The organism is Allorhizobium paknamense (assembly GCF_030815125.1).
In the GTDB taxonomy this organism is placed as follows: domain Bacteria; phylum Pseudomonadota; class Alphaproteobacteria; order Rhizobiales; family Rhizobiaceae; genus Allorhizobium; species Allorhizobium paknamense.
Genome location: NZ_JAUSWH010000031.1, coordinates 1 through 17882, shown reverse-complemented (window position 1 = coordinate 17882; position 17882 = coordinate 1). Strand labels below are relative to the sequence as shown.

The 17882-nt window shown below is 60.4% G+C and carries 13 protein-coding genes; 10 read left to right on the top strand and 3 right to left on the bottom strand.

Annotation, left to right across the window (positions count from 1 at the left end; translation table 11 throughout):
* Positions 1-163: 163 nt before the first annotated feature.
* From QO005_RS23560 to QO005_RS23525, 8 genes are all read left to right on the top strand, one after another.
* Positions 164-1645: a lipopolysaccharide biosynthesis protein gene (locus tag QO005_RS23560; protein ID WP_307160456.1), complete on the top strand. Its 1482-nt coding sequence runs from the start codon at positions 164-166 to the stop codon at positions 1643-1645.
* Positions 1646-2068: 423 nt separating this feature from the next.
* Positions 2069-2845, top strand: a complete 777-nt coding sequence (gene exoK / locus QO005_RS23555; protein ID WP_370878150.1) for an endo-1,3-1,4-beta-glycanase ExoK — start codon at positions 2069-2071, stop codon at positions 2843-2845.
* Between the two features lie 57 nt (positions 2846-2902).
* Entirely contained in the window at positions 2903-4123 is a 1221-nt protein-coding gene (locus tag QO005_RS23550; RefSeq protein ID WP_307160455.1) for a glycosyltransferase, read from the top strand.
* Positions 4113-5138 carry a glycosyltransferase family 2 protein gene (locus tag QO005_RS23545; protein ID WP_307160454.1) on the top strand — a complete coding sequence of 342 codons (1026 nt, stop codon included), beginning with the start codon at positions 4113-4115 and terminating at the stop codon, positions 5136-5138. Before QO005_RS23550 ends, QO005_RS23545 begins: the two co-directional genes overlap by 11 nt.
* A complete protein-coding gene (locus QO005_RS23540; RefSeq protein ID WP_307160453.1) occupies positions 5135-6064 on the top strand; it encodes a glycosyltransferase family 2 protein in 930 nt (309 codons plus the stop codon). Before QO005_RS23545 ends, QO005_RS23540 begins: the two co-directional genes overlap by 4 nt.
* Positions 6061-7071 (top strand): glycosyltransferase family 2 protein, encoded by a 1011-nt coding sequence (locus QO005_RS23535; RefSeq protein ID WP_307160452.1) that lies wholly within the window; start codon positions 6061-6063, stop codon positions 7069-7071. Before QO005_RS23540 ends, QO005_RS23535 begins: the two co-directional genes overlap by 4 nt.
* Before the next feature lie 11 nt (positions 7072-7082).
* Positions 7083-7988 (top strand): UTP--glucose-1-phosphate uridylyltransferase, encoded by a 906-nt coding sequence (locus QO005_RS23530; RefSeq protein WP_307160451.1) that lies wholly within the window; start codon positions 7083-7085, stop codon positions 7986-7988.
* Between the two features lie 483 nt (positions 7989-8471).
* Positions 8472-10799 (top strand): polysaccharide biosynthesis tyrosine autokinase, encoded by a 2328-nt coding sequence (locus QO005_RS23525; RefSeq protein ID WP_307160450.1) that lies wholly within the window; start codon positions 8472-8474, stop codon positions 10797-10799.
* Between the two features lie 178 nt (positions 10800-10977).
* Here QO005_RS23525 and QO005_RS23520 read toward each other — a convergent pair whose 3' ends face one another.
* Both QO005_RS23520 and QO005_RS23515 read right to left on the bottom strand, forming a co-directional pair.
* A complete protein-coding gene (locus tag QO005_RS23520; RefSeq protein WP_307160449.1) occupies positions 10978-11526 on the bottom strand; it encodes a DUF992 domain-containing protein in 549 nt (182 codons plus the stop codon).
* A 218-nt stretch (positions 11527-11744) separates the two neighbouring features.
* Entirely contained in the window at positions 11745-12362 is a 618-nt protein-coding gene (locus QO005_RS23515) for an MOSC domain-containing protein (RefSeq protein WP_307160448.1), read from the bottom strand.
* A gap of 56 nt (positions 12363-12418) precedes the next feature.
* On the opposite strand from QO005_RS23515, the gene recR reads away from it, so the two are divergent.
* The gene (gene recR, locus QO005_RS23510) at positions 12419-13024 is read left to right on the top strand and encodes a recombination mediator RecR (protein WP_307160447.1); all 606 of its coding nucleotides are present in this window, start codon (positions 12419-12421) and stop codon (positions 13022-13024) included.
* Positions 13025-13284: 260 nt separating this feature from the next.
* A complete protein-coding gene (locus QO005_RS23505) occupies positions 13285-14535 on the top strand; it encodes a lytic murein transglycosylase (RefSeq protein WP_307160446.1) in 1251 nt (416 codons plus the stop codon).
* A gap of 539 nt (positions 14536-15074) precedes the next feature.
* Here QO005_RS23505 and QO005_RS23500 read toward each other — a convergent pair.
* The coding region (locus QO005_RS23500) for a beta strand repeat-containing protein (RefSeq protein WP_307160445.1) at positions 15075-17882 on the bottom strand (2808 nt) is incomplete at its 5' end.

Below are 17882 nucleotides of genomic sequence, written 5' to 3'. Positions count from 1 at the left end.
ACGCATTGCGTGGCCGCAGGTTTACATCTGCGCGCAGAACGGGTCCATCGGGTTGTCTGGCGCGCAGCACCATTGGCCAGGATTTTGTTTTGCATCGGAGGGAGCGGGGAGCCGGTTCTCAACGGACCGTCCGATACCCGGGAAGCTTTAAGGGTCGCAGGCGATGTCGCATAGCGTAAATGCCAAGTCCATCACCCGAAACGTTGCCTGGAGCGTGCTGTCCAAGACCGGCACGTTCGGCCTGAAATTCGTGACGGTGCCGATCCTGGCGCGGCTTCTGACGCCTGACCAGTTCGGCGCGGTGGCTGTGGCGCTGACGGTGGTGCAGTTTCTGGCGATGATCGGCGGGGCAGGTTTCGGGGCAGCGCTCGTCATTCAGGAAGACGAGGATAAGGACACGATCCACTCGGTCTTCTGGGCCAATCTCCTCACCGCCTGTGTGATGGCTGGGCTGCTCTTCCTGTTTGCAAGGCCTGTCTCGGCTCTGTTCGGTGCGGAGGAAGCAGCGCCTCTCGTTCAGATCATGGCGCTGCTGATCCCGCTGCAATTGACCGGTGACGTGGCCTATGCGCTTTTGGCGCGGCGCATGCAGTTCAGCCAGGATGCCGTCTGGAGCATGATTTCCGAAACGGCGGGCGCGCTGATTGCGGTGGGCATGGCGCTTTATGGCTATGGCGTTGCCGCCCTGGTGGCGCAGCTCTTTTCCTCGGCTCTGATCCGGCTTTGCGGGCTTTATGCGGTTTCCGGCTATGTGCCTGCTTTCCGCTTCAAGCTGAAGCGGATTTTGGCGCTGGGCCGCTTCAGCCTGGGGATGATGGGGTCGGAAATTGCCAATTTCGTCACCTTCCAGTCGCCGATGGTGGTGATTTCCCGCTATCTCGGTCTGACCGACGCAGGGGCCTATTCTGCCGCAAACCGGTTTTCCAGCATACCCAACCAGGTGGTGCTGTCGGCGGTGATGGGCGTACTCTTTCCGGCGTTCAGCGCCATGACCCATGACGGGGAACGCCGTTCGCAGGCGCTGATGCTCAGCACGCGGATCACCACCGTTCTGCTGGCGCCGATGATGTTCGGCATGTGGGCGCTGGCCGAACCTGCCATGCTGGTGCTATTCGGGCCGCAATGGGCCTGGGCCTGGCCTGTGCTGGGGTTGCTGGCCTTTTCCAAGGCGATCCTGACCCCCTGCAGCACCTTCATTCCCTATCTGAAGGGGGTAGGGCATGGGGATACGCTGTTCTGGTGGGCGGTGATCCGCGCGGTCTTTACGACGGCGGCGGTCGCCGGGACAGCGCTTTACGGCACACTGACGGACGTGATGATTGCACTCTGCGTGGTCAATGCCGTGGTGCTGTTCGGCTATAGCTTCGTCGTGTTCCGGGCGGATGGCACGCCTTTCCTGAAAGGGTTTGTCTTGTCCACCCGCCCCATGGCCTCGGCTTTTCTCATGGCGTTCGCCGTGCGCTTCGGTCTCGATCGCCTCCACGATCTGCTGCCTAATCCGGTGTTGCAGCTGGTGCTGGGTGCGGTGGCCGGAGGCGCCATTTATGGGGTGCTGGTCATCCTGACCGAGCGGGATCTGCTGCACAAGTTGAAGGATATGGTGCAACGCAGAAGACAGGCGCGGCTTTCGCCGCATGCAGCCTGATCCGGGCGTTCTGCCCCAATCCAGGGGTGAAAGCAGAGGAAATGGGTGTGATTTCCGCTCCGCGTCGCCGTGCAGAGCAGAAAGATTAACTCATGGTTAAACTTCGCTGATAGCTTTTTCTCTATCTGTTTTAAAGGATTGAAAGAAAAAGCTTCTCTTGATTTCTCTGCGGTGACGCATGTCGCATTTGGGGGTCTGTTCAGGCGAGAAAAATGTCGAAAGGCAAACAAATCCTAAATTTTTTTGCTGCACTGCCATATTTTTCGAGGCACATTCCCATAGTGTTAAGGTATGGAGCCGGCCCGAAGGACCGGCGGATTGTGGGGAACGAGGTCTGATGAAGACGCCGCCGGAGAGACGGATGAAGATCCAGAAACAGCCTGTGCTGTTGCCGGTGGCGCTTGAAGCCAAAGGAGAAAGACGATGACGTCGATCCGGATCGCCAGCCCGATCTTTGCCATGGCCGCGCTCGTCGCGCAGGCCGCCCATGCCCAGGATGCCGCCACCGGCGCATCCTTCGTAGACGATTTCAATACGCTCGACATGAAGCGCTGGTATATTTCCGATGGGTGGAACAATGGCGCACACCAGAATTGCACCTGGTCGAAGAAGAATGTGAAGGTGGAGGACGGCAATCTTGTGCTGACCTTCGACAAGCAGCCCGTCAAGGATCGGGATTTCGCCTGTGGTGAAATTCAGACCAAGCAGGTCTTCGGCTATGGCACCTATGAGGCGCGGCTGAAGGCGGCCGATGCCTCCGGCCTCAACTCGGCCTTCTTCACCTTCATCGGCCCGATGAACAAGAAGCCGCATGACGAGATCGACTTCGAGATTCTCGGCAAGAACCTCAATGCCGTTCAGGTCAATCAATATGTGTCCGCCAAGGGCGGTAACGAAAAGATGGCCGATGTCCACGGCGGCGCCAACAAGGGTTTCAACGACTACGCCTTCGTCTGGCAGAAGGATAGCCTGCGCTTCTACGTCAACGGCAAGCTGGTCAATGAGGTGACCGATCCTGCCAAGCTGCCGAAGAACCCGCAGAAGATCTTCTTCAGCCTCTGGGGCACCGACAAGCTGAAGGACTGGATGGGACCCTTCTCCTTCTCGGGCACGCAAACCATGACGATCGATAGGGTGGCTTTCACTGCCGAAGGGGACAAGTGCCAGTTCCCGGACTCGGTGGCCTGTAAACTGAATTGATGAAAACGGTCCGGTCCGTCTCGAACAAGGACCGGAGCAGGGCAAAGAGGGGATTGCATGGGCATTCGGGTGCTCTATCTGGCGCATGATCTTGCCGATCCGGCCATTCGCCGGCGCGTGCTGATGCTTGTCGCCGGTGGGGCGGAGGTGATGCTGGCGGGCTTTCGCCGCGACAGCAACGCACTTGCCGCCGTTGAAGGCATTCAGCCCATAGAGCTTGGCCTGACGGCGGATGGCCGTTTTGGCCAGCGCGCCTCGGCGGTGATCAAGGCGGCCTTCGGCGTGCGCCGGATGCTCGGCCATTTGCCGCGCCCGGACGTGATCCTTGCCCGCAATCTGGAAATGCTGGCCGTGGGCCGGCGCGCGCGCCATGCCTTCGGCGCGCCGGTGCCGCTGGTCTACGAGTGCCTGGATATTCACCGCTTGGTTTTGCGTGAGGACGGGCTTGGCAAGGCGTTGCGGGCGCTGGAAGGCAGGCTGTCACGTCAGGCGAGCCTGCTGATCACCAGTTCCCCCGCCTTTGTCGAGCACTATTTCCACCGCCTCTCCAGCGTGGATCTGCCTGTCATGCTGATGGAGAACAAGGTTCTCGATCTTTCCGGCGAGAGCATGCCGAGCCTCAACGCACGTCGTCCGGCTGCGGGGCAGCCCTGGCGCATCGGCTGGTTCGGGGCGCTGCGCTGCGCCCGGTCCTTTGACGCGCTTGCCGCCTTTTCCCGCGCTATGCAGGGACGGGTGCAGATCGAGCTGCGCGGCCGCCCCGCCTATGGTGTCATGCCGGATTTCGATGCCCGCGTGGCTGCGGAACCCTATATGACTTTCCACGGGGCCTACCGCAATCCTGAGGATCTGGCCCGCATCTATGGCGAGGTACAATTCGCCTGGGCGATCGACTTCTATGAGGAAGGCCAGAATTCCGACTGGCTTCTGCCCAACCGGCTTTACGAAAGCTGCCGTCATGGCGCGCTGCCGATTGCGCTCTCCGGCACGGAAACCGGGCGAACCCTGCAGCGTCATGGCCTCGGCTTTTGCATCGAAACGGCGGGTGTCGAGGCGCTATCCGCCCTGTTCGAGACCATGACCGGTTCCGCCTATGACGAAGCCTTTGCCGCCCTTGCCGCCGCCGATGCGCGTCTCTTCACGGCAGATGCCGGCGATTGCCGGGCGCTGGTGGAGCGGTTGCGGACCCTGCCGGATCTCTCGACGCGCCTGAAACCGTCGCCCGCCGATGTCAAACCCTACAGCCCCTCAATCAATGTGGATGTTCATGATGGCTGAAAATCTCAAATCCGTTCGCTGCCTGATCGTCATTCCCTGCCTCAACGAGGAAAAGCATATTGAGGGGGTGATCGCCAGTCTTGGTCTGGCCCTTGAGGAACTGGACGCGGAAATCGTCGTTGCCGATGGCGGCAGCACCGATGCAACGCGGGAGATCGTGGCGCGCATCCTCTTGGAAAATGCCCGCGTCAAGCTGATCGAGAACCCGAAAAAGATCCAGAGTGCGGCGGTCAATCTCGCCATGGCCCGCTTCGGCGGCGAGTATGATTACATGATCCGCATCGATGCCCACGGCACCTATCCAGAGGATTACTGCCAGGTTCTGGTGCGGGAAGCCCTGCAAACGGGAGCCGATTCCGTGGTCGTCGGCATGCAGACGGTGGGCTATGGCACCTTCCAGAAGGCAACCGCGCTGGCGCAGAATTCAAAGCTCGGCAATGGCGGCTCCAAGCACCGCATCGGCGCCAAGAGCCATTGGACCGATCATGGCCATCATGCGCTGATGCGTATTGCCGCCTTCAAGGCGGTGGGCGGCTATGACGAAAGCTTCCGCCACAATGAGGATGCCGAGTTCGATTTCCGCCTCAACAAGGCCGGTTACCGGGTGTGGATGACGGCTGAAACCAGCATGATCTATTATCCCCGTTCCAGCGCCGGCCCGCTCTTCCGCCAATATTTCGGCTATGGCCGTGGGCGCGCCAAGAATTTCCTGAAGCATCGTTCACTGCCGAGCCTGCGCCAACTCATTCCGCTGGCGGTGGCCCCTGTCACCGTCGGCGCGCTGTTGGCGGTCATCTATTGGTGGGCCATCATCCCGATGGGCTTCTGGATGCTGGCCTGCCTGGGATATGGCGCATGGCTTGCTATCGGCCAGCGCAATCCGCATGGGCCGCTGGCCGCTATTTCCGCCATGATCATGCATTTCGCGTGGTCGGCAGGCTTCTGGCGGGAAATTCTCGATGTGCGCGGACGCCGTCCGCTGGAGCTCAATCCGGGTCAGAAGGTGGCGTCATGACCGCACGCCCCGTCCGGATCGATATCGGCATTTGCACCTTTCGCCGTCAGGAACTGCGGGCAACACTGCTGTCGCTGGCGATGATCGACGTGCCGGAAGGCGTGTCGCTCAGGATTATCGTGGCGGATAACGATCAGTCGCCGAGCGCCGCTGCCCTGGTGGACGGTCTTCGGCAAAGCCTGCCCTGGGGCATCTGCTATGTGCACTGCCCGGCAGGCAATATTTCCATTGCCCGCAACGCCTGTCTGGACGCCAGTGACGCCGATTATCTGGCTTTTATCGACGATGATGAGACCGCAAGCCAGACCTGGCTGACGGCGCTGTTTAAGGTGGCGCGCGATAGCGGCGCCGATGCGGTTCTGGGGCCGGTTCAGGCTGTCTATGGTGCATCCGCGCCCGGCTGGATGAGCAAGGGGGATTTTCACTCCACCTTTCCGGTCTTTGTCGGCGGCGACATCCGCACCGGCTATACCTGCAATGTGCTGCTGGATTTAAAATCACCGCGTCTCGAGGGCCGCCGTTTCAATCTGGCGCTCGGCAAGACGGGTGGCGAGGACACGGAATTCTTCACCCATATCCATCGCCAGGGCGGCAAGATCGCCTATGCCGGTGAGGCCTGGGTGAACGAGCCGGTGACGGAAGGGCGCGCCAGCTTCAACTGGCTGGCCAAGCGCCGCTACCGCATGGGCCAGACGCATGGACGGCTGCTCATGGAAAAATCCGGTGCCCTTGGCCGGGTCAAGCAGGTGCCGCTGGCGGCGGCCAAGGCTGCCTTCTGCTTTGCCGCAGCGCTTCTCACTGTCTTCCTGCCGGTGCGGCGCAACCGCTTCATCCTGCGCGGCCTGCTGCATGTGGGGGCGATCTCCGGCCTTCTCGGCTTCCGGGAAATCCATCAATACGGGACTTTGGAGGCCGCACAGCCATGATGCAAACCGGACCCGACGTCTCGATCATCATCGCCGCCTATAATGCCGAGGAGACGATTGCCGATACGCTGGCAAGCGTGCTGGCGTCCACCGGCGTCTCGCTGGAAGTGGTGGTGGCGGATGACTGCTCGAAGGACCGGACCCGCGAGATTGTCGGCGCCTATCCTGATCCGCGCGTGCATCTGGTGGCGCTTGAAAAGAACAAGGGTCCAGGTGGGGCACGCAATGCAGCCATTGCCGCCGCGACGGGCCGCTGGATCGCCGTGGTCGATTCCGACGACACGATCCGCCCGGATCGCCTGTCGCGGATGATTGCCCGGGCCGAGCGCGCCAGCGCCCAGATCGCGGTGGACAATCTCGACGTGGTCGAGCTTTCCGGCGCACGGCGGATGATGTTTCCGGTGGAGGTGCTGGCTGCGCTTCCGGCTCTCGATCTCGCCACCTTCATCCGCTCCAACGTGCTGTTCGAGGCCAAGCATAATTTCGGCTATATGAAGCCGATCTTCCTGCGCGCCTTCCTGCTGGAAAAGGGCCTCTCCTTCGACGAGGGGCTGAAGATCGGCGAGGATTACCTGCTGCTGGCCTCGGCGCTGGCGGAGGGCGGCGTCTGCGTTGTGGAGCCGGAGCCCGGCTATATCTACAATATCCGTGAAGGCTCGATTTCCCGTGTGCTGCAACTGCATCACGTCGATGCCATGGTCTCTGCCGATCGCGGCTTTACCATTCGCTACCGCTTGCCCCCCGAGGCGCTGGCCGCGCAGAGGCGCCGGACCCGCAGCCTCGGCGAGGCGCGCGCCTTCATCATGCTCATCGATGCGTTGAAGGCCCGGTCGCTTCCGGGCGTTGCCCGCGCGGTGATGACCGATCCGGTGGCGCTCCGCCACCTGAAAATGCCGATTGCAGTGCGCCTGCAACGGCTTGCCACGCGTTTCAGCCGGAGCGGGAATTCCCGGGCCGTTCCGGATACCAGACCTTCGAGCCCGGGCACAGAGGCCCCTCACCCATAAAGGATAACGACATGGATCTTCGCAAGACCGTCAGGAAAGCCGTTATTCCCGTTGCAGGCAACGGCACGCGCTTCCTGCCCGCCACCAAGGCCATGCCCAAGGAAATGCTGACCATCGTGGATCGTCCCGTCGTGCAATATGCCGTGGACGAAGCTCGTCAGGCCGGCATCGAGCACATCGTCTTCGTCACCAGCCGCAACAAGCACTCCATCGAAGACCACTTCGACGATACGCCGGAACTGCTCGCCTCGCTGGAAAAGGCTGGCAAGATGAAGCAGGTCAACGAGTTGCAGACCCTGCTGCCGCCGGCAGGTTCCGTAAGCTTCACCCGTCAGCAGGCCCCGCTCGGGCTTGGCCATGCTGTCTGGTGCGCCCGCGACCTGATCGGCAACGAACCTTTCGCGCTGCTCTTGCCGGACATGCTCTGCTACGGCGCCAAGGGCTGCATTGCCGGGCTCATGGATCTCTACAGCGTTGTCGGCGGCAATGTGCTCGGCGTGGAACAATGCGCGCCGGAAGAGGTGTCCAGCTACGGTATCGTCGCCAAGGGCGATAGCGTGCCGCATGGCTTTGCCGTCACGGGCATGGTGGAAAAGCCGAAAGCCTCGGAAGCGCCGTCGAATTTCTACCTGAACGGCCGCTACATCCTGCAGCCGGACATTTTCGACATCCTGGCCACGCAGCCGCGCGGCGCCGGCAATGAAATCCAGCTGACGGATGCCATGCTGACGCTCTCGGGCAAGCAGCCCTTCCACGCTCACCCTTACGAGGGGCGCACCTTCGATTGCGGCTCCAAGCTCGGTTTCATCGAAGCCAATGTCGCCTTCGCGCTGGCGCGGGCCGATCTGGGCGATGCCGTCTATGCGTCGGTGAAGGATCTGGTGCTCGGTCACGAGCGCGGCATCCGCGCGGCATGAACCTTCAAGGCGGGGAGGAGTTATCCTGCCCCTACAGCGCCGTGCGCCATATATGGCGCACAAAGGTTCGCTGTAGCGCCAAGCCCCCCGAAATAAACAGTGATTCGGGGCAAAAGGTGAACTATGTTTAACTCTTTACGACCGGGTTTTCGTGCGCGGTCGTAAAACAGGACGGATCCTGCGGCATGGACTGCCGGATCATCATCTGTCGAGCATTGGGTAAAGCGTATGAGGACATGGACAGCCGAAAGGGAGGCATGTGGCAGCCGCCGCGTGAGACGTTTCGGTCGCCCCGCCTTTTCGGGCGGAGATCCTCGGCGCAGGAGGTTGCCCGCGGAGACACCGCACTATCCTTGGCAGGCCCGGTTCTGGCCGCGCCGGAATTGCGGAGAACACACTGGTAGGGCAGGCGGCGTCATCGCCTTTCCTTATCTGAAGACATTCCGAACCCCGATGTTCCACGGAACCTGAAGAGCAGCCGTCATGAATGAAAGAAGCTTGCCATTGAAAGCTGTTTTGCACCGGGAGCAACCCGATTCCGATTCCTTCATCGACCTTGACCGGCTGATTGCCGCTGCCGTGCGGCGGGCTCGTATCGTCGGTCTGTCGGTCGCGCTGTTCATCATGCTCGGCGTGGCCTATCTGGTCTTTGCCACGCCGTACTACACCTCGCAGACGCAGATCCTGCTCGATAATGATCTTTCGCGTTATGCCGAAGACGACAAGGCCGGAGCGCGCATCCAGCAGGAAGTGGATACGCAGATCGCCAGTGCGGTGGAAATCCTCAAATCCAACAGCATGGCGCTCAGGGTCGTGGACGAGGCGGGGCTTGCCGATAACGAGATCATCCTCAATCCGCCGCAATCGCCTGCGGCGATGCTGAAAGGCGTCGTGTCCTCCATCACCGGCCTTTTCAAGGACGATCCGGAGCTGACCGAGGCGGAGATCAAGGCAGGCAAGCGCGCCAAGGCCGGTGCCCTGTTGCAGCAGGCCGTGGATGTTGACCGCGTGATGCGCAGTTCGGTCATCGCGGTCTCGTTCAAGTCGCCTGATCCGCAGCTTTCCGCCAAGATCACCAAGGCCTATGCGGATGCCTTCCTGACCGACCAGCTCAATGCCAATTTCGATGCCAGCGAACGGGCAAGCCTCTGGCTGCAGAGCCGTCTTGACGATCTGGCCAAGCGCGCGCAGATGGCTTCCCTCGAGGCCGAGCGTTACAAGGCAGAAAACGGCCTGACCCAGATGGGCGGCGAGTTGATGTCCGAGCAGCAGCTCAGCGATCTCAACAAACAGTTGATCGTGGCCCAGGCGGACAGCGCCAGCGCCGCAGCGCGCTATCAACAGTATAAGTCGATCGTTGACCAGGGCCCGCAGAATGCGGTGAAGAATGCGGTTGTCTCCGGCCAGTCCACCGGCAACCAGGTCATGCAGGATCTCAGAAGCAAATATCTCAGCATCGAAAAGCGCGAGCAGGATATCGTCAACAATTTTGGCGCCAATCATCCGCAGGCCGTTGCCCTGAAGGCCGAGAAGGAAAATGTCGGCGGCCAGATTTTTCAGGAACTGCAGCAGCTGACGGCGAGCTACCGCAACGAATATGACGTTGCCCGCTCGCGCGAACAATCGCTGACCAACAGTATCGACAAGCTGGCTGGCAAGAACTCCGACGCTAATCGCTCGCTGGTGCATCTCAGGGAACTGGAGCAGAAGGCGACAGCTCTCAAGGGTCTCTACGAATCCTTCCTCAACCGCTATGAAGTAGCCAGCCAGAGCCAGTCTCTGCCGATTGCCAAGGCCCGTGTCATTTCCGAGGCCGGGGTGCCGACTTCGCCCTCCAGCCCGAAGAAGACCATGGTTCTGGCGCTTTCTGCCGTGCTGGGCCTGATGGCCGGTGCCGGTCTTGCCTTCCTTCAGGAAATGCAGGAACGCTTCTTCCGCCTGGAAAGCGACGTCCGCGCCGTTCTCGGCCAGAAATCGCTGGGCTATCTGCCCCGCATGGGCCCGAAAATGAAGACGGCGCTGAATTCCGACTGGCTGCGTAAGCGCGGCAAGAAACCGGTTCTGCCCACCGGAACAGATGCGCCCGGGCTGGACCGGATGATGCGCACCGTGGTGGAAGCGCCGCGCTCGGCCTTTGCCGAAACGCTGCGCAACACCAAGCTCGCCGCCGACATCATCCTGCAGGGCAAGAGCAGCCGGGTGATCGGCGTGCTGTCGGCGCTGCCGGGGGAAGGCAAGTCCACCGTCGCGGCCAATCTGGCCGTGCTGCTCGCCTCCAGCGGCAAGCGCACACTGCTGATCGATGCGGACTTGCGCAATCCGAGCCTGTCTCGCCTTCTGCAGCCCTTGCCGCGTGTCGGTCTGGTGCAGGCGGTTCTCGGCGATGTGCCGTGGCAGGATTGCATCAAGGTGGACCAGGAAACCAAGCTGGCGATTCTGCCTGTCGTACCGGGGGCTGCGGCCCGTTCGCTGGCGCATACCAACGAACTGATCGCCTCGCCGGGCATGCAGGCGCTGATCGAGGCTGCCAAACAGTCCTTCGATTATGTCGTGGTCGATCTGGCGCCGCTTGGTCCGGTGGTCGATGCCAAGGCCTTTGCGCCGCTGGCAGATGGCTTCGTCTTCGTCGTGGAATGGGGCAAGACGCCGACCAAGCTGGTGTCCGACCTGCTCGACGCCGAGCCGCACATCTCCAACAAGGTGCTGGGCGTGCTGCTGAACAAGACCGACATGCAGGCCCTGACGCGCTACAGCGACTTCGGCGGCTCGGAAAAATTCCGCAAGCAGTATAGCAAATATTACGTCGAGTGATTTTGCCCTTTCAGGGCCAGAAAGACGAAAAGGCCGGGCTTGCGCCCGGCCTTTCTGCTTAGAGCGCTTTTCGATGTGATTGAATCAGATCGGCGCTCTAAGGTTCTATTTTTGAAGCATAATCTTATCGATCCTCGTTTCACTCCGGTCGGATTATGCTCTAAAACATAGACCGTTATCAGCCGCGCGGCTGGTGGCGGTGATGCTTGAGCGGCGGGCCGTTGTCCAGCGACTTTGGTGTCGACGGCGGCACATAGCCGAGATCCATCGAAGCGATGGTTGCGCCGAGATTGATGCCGAGGGTGCTTTCCAGCGCAATCGGCTGCAGGGCGACGGAACCCTGGAAGCCGCCGAGCAGCACATTGACCGCGCCGCCGAAGCCGAGCGCCGCATTGGCGCTGGTGCCGCCGTAATTGCCTTGAAGCGACCCTTCCATCAGGCGGCTCGGTGCATAAACGGCCCAGGCGAGTTTGCCGCCATGGACATAGCCGAGATCGACGCCGAACTTGGTGAGCTTGCCCTGATAATATTCCACCGGGCCGGAACCGGTCGGTTTGAATTCGCAGTTGAGATCACGGCTGGAGCCGATCACCGCACTGATCCCGGGGCTCATCTCGCAGGTCAGCATGCCGACCTGGACGCTGGCGGCTTTGGCGGATGTGGCGGCAAGGGGAAGGGCAAGCGCCACCGCAGCGGCGGCTGCGGAAAATTTGGCGAAGGATGACATCGAACACTCCTTATCATCGGTGGTCGAAGCGGGCAGCTGCCGTCTGGCAGCCTTTTCCGCTCCGGTCTTGTCCCAAGGCCCGGGAATGAAACATTCCCGCCTTGAAAAATGGGTGAAGCATGAGGCGGTCACGCTTCCGACACGGCCAACATAAGCGCGTCAAAGGCGGCAACAAGTTGGTGAACCATTAAGTGCAGGCGGCATTTTTTGTTCCATCGTTAACCTTTTGCTCCAAGCTTCTGTCGCCAGCGGCTGGCAAGCGGCAAGGCGAGAAGCCTTGCCCTCTCCACCGCATCAAGACGCTTGCCGGGTGGCAGCATCAGGTCTGCGAGGGGTGGCCGGTCTCCGGCAAAGGCAGCATGCGTCACCACCGCGCCAAGGGTCAGGTAACCGCCTGAAACAACGCGCGCATAGGCCCCTGGCCGGGCCGCCTTCCAGTATTCCCTGACGATGGCGGGACGATCCATGGCGGCGGCAAAGGTGGCGCAGGGCGTGCGCGGTGCGGTGATTTCCAGCACCACGTCCGCACATTCCAACCGGTCTCCCACCGCCAGATCGCGGTTGTCCAGCCCTTCGATCACCAGATTTTCGCCGAAACTTCCGGGCGGCAGCGGCAGGCCGAGTGTCTGCCGCCACCAATCCAGCGTCACGCTGCCCTCAAGATAGAGGGCCTGATCAGGTCCGCCATGGTGCTTGCGGTTCAGTACCGCATCGCCCACCAGTCCGTCGCGATCCACCAGCACGGGACCCGCGACCGGCTCCTTGAAAAACCCGGTGCGCGTGCTCTTGCCCGGCAATGTCCGGCTTCTGCCGAGCGTGATACTGAGGATTTTCATGGGTTATGTCTCGCAGATGATTCCGTCCCTTGAGGATATGGGGTAGAAGCAGCCGCATGGCAAAACGAGTCACTGGCCCTGAAATTGAAAAACTCATCCAGCTTCTGGCCAAGGTGCCGGGGCTTGGACCCCGCTCGGCCCGGCGGGCGGCACTGCACCTGATCAAAAAGCGCGACCAGTTGATGGGGCCGTTGGCCGAGGCCATGGGAGAGGCGCATCGGCAGGTAAAGGTCTGCTCCAACTGCGGCAATGTCGATACCGTCGATCCCTGTACGGTCTGCACCGATACGCGGCGCGATCATTCCGTCATCATCGTCGTGGAGGATGTATCCGATCTCTGGGCGCTGGAGCGGGCCGGTGCGATGAACACCGCCTATCATGTGCTGGGCGGCACGTTGTCGCCGCTGAATGGCGTCGGCCCGGACGACCTGAACATCAAGGGCCTGATCGACCGCGTCAGCCAGGGCGGCGTGCGCGAGGTTATTCTGGCCGTCAATGCAACAGTGGAAGGCCAGACCACGGCGCATTACATCACCGATCATCTGTCCGGGCTCGAGGTGAAGATCACCCGGCTGGCCCATGGTGTGCCGGTGGGGGGGGAACTGGACTATCTGGATGAAGGCACGCTTTCGGCAGCCCTGCGGGCGCGCACGACGATCTGATACCAAGGCTCGAAGATGCTGCCGCATCCCCGCCTTGAAAAGATTTCGAATGTTTCAAATGCATCAGGGGCTTGAGATATTCGAAAATGACATACGAACTGTCATTTTCAATGACCGTTCGTATAAACCGTTCTTTTACAGCGCCGTGCGCCATATATGGCATACAAAGGTTCGCTGTAACGCTTTACATTTGCTGCATAATTTTATCCTTAAACCGACTCCGATTTAAGGAATTATGCAGTAAAGTTGCTGGAGACATCATGATCCGCACCGCAATTCTTGCCTGCGTCGCTCTCATCCTGAGCTTTTGCACGACTATAGGGATCGCTGTTGCCGAACCGTCGAAAGCTGCGGTGGAAGGTCAGTTCCGTGACTGGGTGAAGGCACGTCTCTGGCCAGAAGCGCAGAAGGCCGGGATTTCGCCCGCGACCTTCAACGCCGTCATGGGCCGCGCCAGATTGGTCTGGAGCCTGCCGGATCTGGCCCCACCCGGTTTTCCGCCAGCCAAGGAGAGACCGCAAACGCAGGCGGAGTTTTCCTCCCCCGGACCCTATTTCAACGAAGCCCGGCTTTCGGCATTGGCGGCCAGCGGGCGGGCGCTGGCGGATCAATATTCCGGCACGTTGAAGAAGATCGAGACGAAATACGGCGTGCCCGGCCCCATTCTTCTCGCGATCTGGGCGCGTGAAACCGGCTACGGCAAGGCGAAATTGCCCTTTTCCGCCGTCGATGTGCTCGCCACCAGCGCCTTCATGTCGACGCGCAAGGAGTTGTTCACCCGTGAACTGATCGATGCGCTGCATATTCTCGACGGCGGCGATATCGCCGCCGATGCGATGCTGGGCTCCAGCGCCGGTGCGCTTGGCCAGCCGCAATTCATGCCCTCCAGCTTTTTGAAATATGCGGTGGATTTCGATGGTGACGGCCATCGCAACATCTGGACCTCCGTACCGGACAGCCTCGCCTCCATGGCCAATTTCCTCGTCGCCAAGGGCTGGCAGCGTGGCCGCGACTGGGGCTTCGAGGTCACCATTCCAGAGAAGATTTCCTGCGCGCAGGAAGGTCCGGACCTTGCCAGACCGCTCTCCTCCTGGGCTGCCATGGGTATTGCCCGCGTCTCCGGCAAGCCTTTCCCGAAGGAGGAACTGTCGGCCTCGACGATGATGCTCGTTCCCGCAGGCCGCCACGGCCCGGAATTTCTGGTGACGCCGAATTTCTACGTGCTGAAGGAATACAACAATTCCGATCTCTATGCCCTGTTCATCGGCAATCTGGCGGACCGGATCGCCTATGGCAGCGGTGCCTTCACCGCATCCTGGGGCAATGTCGGCCACATGCTGCGCTCGGATGTGCTGACCATGCAGAAAAGCCTTGCGGCCAAGGGCTACGATATCGGCAAGGCCGACGGCCTCGCCGGCTTCAAGACCCGCCGCTCCCTCGGCGACTGGCAGGCAAAAAACGGCCTCGCCCCCACCTGCTTTCCCGATGAAAGCCTGAAGGCACGGCTTTAGGGTCAAAACTCAATCAGGATGGGTGTTCTGTTGAACGGGATGGGATTGAATGGCCGCGAACAAGCGCAAGGCAAGGCCCTGAGGCCTTGTCGAGCATTGTTCGCAATCAGGCGGCCCATCCCGCTCAACCCTTCGGGCAAGGCGTATTTTGCGCCTGCGGGCGTCGGAAAGGTTTGAAAATGATCGGCATTTCCTGCACCTTTCCTCCTACTCAGACACAAAATACGCCTTGCAGAACACCCATCCTGATTGAGTTTTGACCCTAGAGCATGTCGCGCAAAAGTGTGCAGCGGTTTTGCGATAACGACATGCGTTAAAACAAGAACGTAAAGCACGTTGCATGAGGCGGATAAGCCGCAACGTGCTTTACAGCGCCGTGCGTTTTTTCAAACGCACAAAGGACGCTGTAACGCTTTAAATCTGCTGCATAATTTTCACCTTAAATCGATTCCGATCTAAGGAATTATGCAGTAGAGTTTGTCCCGGGAAAGGCGGATGGCGCACCGAAACCCGTCGCCATCCTTTTGCAATCTACAGCGTCAGAGCAGAGCTGTATTGGTGTGCAGGCTCGCATAATCCAGGCCAAGCACGGTCAGGCTGTCGCCATTTGCGAAGCTGAACAGCACCCCGCCATCGATCTCCGATGCCAGCGAGGCAGCGTCGTCAAGGGTGGCATAGCCGAAGCCGGAGAGATCGATCTGGTCGCTTCCTGCCTCGAAGTCGTAGATCGTGTCATTGCCGTCACCGGTGGTAAAGACGAATACGTCGCTTCCCTCGCCGCCATAAAGAGCATCACTGCCCGCCCCGCCCAGCAGACGGTCATCGCCGGACAGACCGTATAGCGTGTCATTGCCTATGCCGCCGGTGAGCACGTTTGCCGCGGCATTTCCAACGCCGATGAAGTCGGACGACCCGGTATAGACGAGGTTTTCGACATGATCGCTGAGCGTGAAACTCCCCGCACTGCTCTTGACCAGATCGATGCCGCCATCCTCCACCTCGGTGACTGTGCTGGACGATGTGCCAAGATCATAGGTATCGTTGCCGAGACCGCCGATCAGACTGGTATCCGTTGCGGTCGTGAAGCTGTCATCGAAGCTCGACCCTACCACTATCTCGACACCGCTGAAGGTGTCGCCCGCCGCACTGCCTCCCGATCCGGCACCCGTGATCAGGTTGAGGGACACCGCCGAGGCCGAAGAGGCATAGCTCAGCGTATCCGTACCGTCACCACCCTGAATGATTTCCGTCCCCGTGCCGGCAAGGAAGCTGTCATCGCCAGCGCCGCCATTATAACGGGCTGCCAGGGTTCCGCCGATGAAGACATCGTCATAATTCCCGCCGGTGTAGATTTCGATGCCGGTCAAAACATCGCCCGCCGCATAGCCTTCACCGGTACCGGTTGCAATGTTGAGGATGACGGAGGAGGTGGCGTCCGCATAGCTTGCGATATCGCCCGTGCCCAACCCGCCGTTAAGCTGATCGGCACCAAGCCCTCCGATCAGGGTGTCATTCCCTGAGCCGCCATTGAGAATGTCATTGCCGTCGCCGCCAACAAGCTGATTGTTGAGGCTGTCACCGGTCAGAACGTCATCGAAGGCGGAACCGCGAATATATTCGATCGTGGCATAGCTGTCGCCTTCGGCATCGCCGCCTGCGCCCAACTTGGTGGTGAGATTGACTGTCACGCCAGCTGAGGAGCTGGTGTAGTCAACCCAGTCGCCTTCTCCTTCGCCACCGATCAGAATATCGGCGCCTGCGCCGCCGATCAGAACGTCATTGCCGGAGGCTCCGCTGAGCGTGTTATTGCCATCGTCACCGATCAATGTGTCGGAATAGGTTGAGCCTTCCACATTTTCGACATTGGTTACGACGTCGCCGGTGGCATAGCCGCCGGAGAAGGTCCAATCCTTGAGGTTGACGGTGACGGCGCCATAGCTGTCCAGATAGCTGATGGTGTCGTTTCCGGCGCCCCCATCGATGATGTCACCCTTGGCGCCGCCGCGCAGAGTGTCATCACCATCGCCGCCGCGCAGTTCATCGACACCGTCGCCGCCAATCAGCAGGTTGGCATTGGCATCGCCGATCAGCACGTCGTCGTAATAGGATCCTTCCAGGTTTTCGATGCCCGTCAAAACGTCTCCCGTGGCATAACCGCCAGAGGCCGTCCCGGCGGTCAGGTCGATGCTGACGCCCTTGTCGGAGTCGATATAGCTGGACATGTCACTGCCGTCACCGCCACTGATCACATCGGCGCCGTCACCACCGCGAATCGTATCGTTACCTGCGTAACCATAGAGCTTGTCATCACCGGCCTGACTGATGATGATATTGTTGCTGCTATTGCCATAGCCGGTAAAATCGGTATCGGCGGTGTGGGTCAGGTTCTCGAAGTTGGCAAGCAAGGTGTAGTTCGTCACCGTTGTCTTGACGGTATCGGTGCCTTCGTTCGCCGCTTCCACGAGCACGATGGTGGAAGCGCCCTGACTGACGATATAGGTGTCGTTGCCCTTGCCGCCCGCAAGCGTCGTGGCACTTGCCGCCGTAAACGTATCCGCATAGGCCGAGCCGATGAAATTCTCGATGCTGTTGAGAACATCGCCTTCCGCGTCGCCACCCTTATAGGTGCCGGATACCAGGTCGATCTGCACGGCGGCCGACGAACTCGCATAACTGGCGGTATCGGTTCCATTGCCGCCAAGAAGCGTATCGGCGCCTTTGCCGCCTTCCAGTATGTCATTGCCGCTACCGGCGGTGATCGTATTGTCGCCGTCCGTCCCGGTCAGTGTATCGGCATAGCCTGACCCGATCAGATTTTCGATCCCCGACAGTCTGTCACCCTCGGCATCACCGCCGGAGGCCGTGCCCGTCTTGAGATTGACGGTGACACCGCTGGTGCTGGTGGCATAGGAGACGGTATCCGTCCCCGCGCCACCAATGATCTTGTCGGCTCCGCCTTCGCCGCTCAGCGTGTCATTTCCATCGCCACCGATGATGGTGTTGTCCTGATCGTTTCCGGTGCCGGTGAAGTTTCCGGTGCCGATATATTCCAGCGTTTCGATGTAGTTTGACAGCGTGTAGGAGGAAACATTGGCCTTGACGGTATCATTGCCCGCATTGATGGCTTCGGTAACCGTAATGGTGCCATTGTTCAACGCGCTGTTAATCACATAGACATCGTCGCCTAGACCGCCTGCCAGATTTCCGGCGATTGCGGATGTGAGAACATCATTGTAGTTCGAACCAATGATGTTTTCGACGGTGAGGAATTGATCTCCCTCAGCATCGCCTCCGGTTGCGCTGCCATAATCAGGAAAGCGAACCAGCGTTACCTGCACTGCCGTATC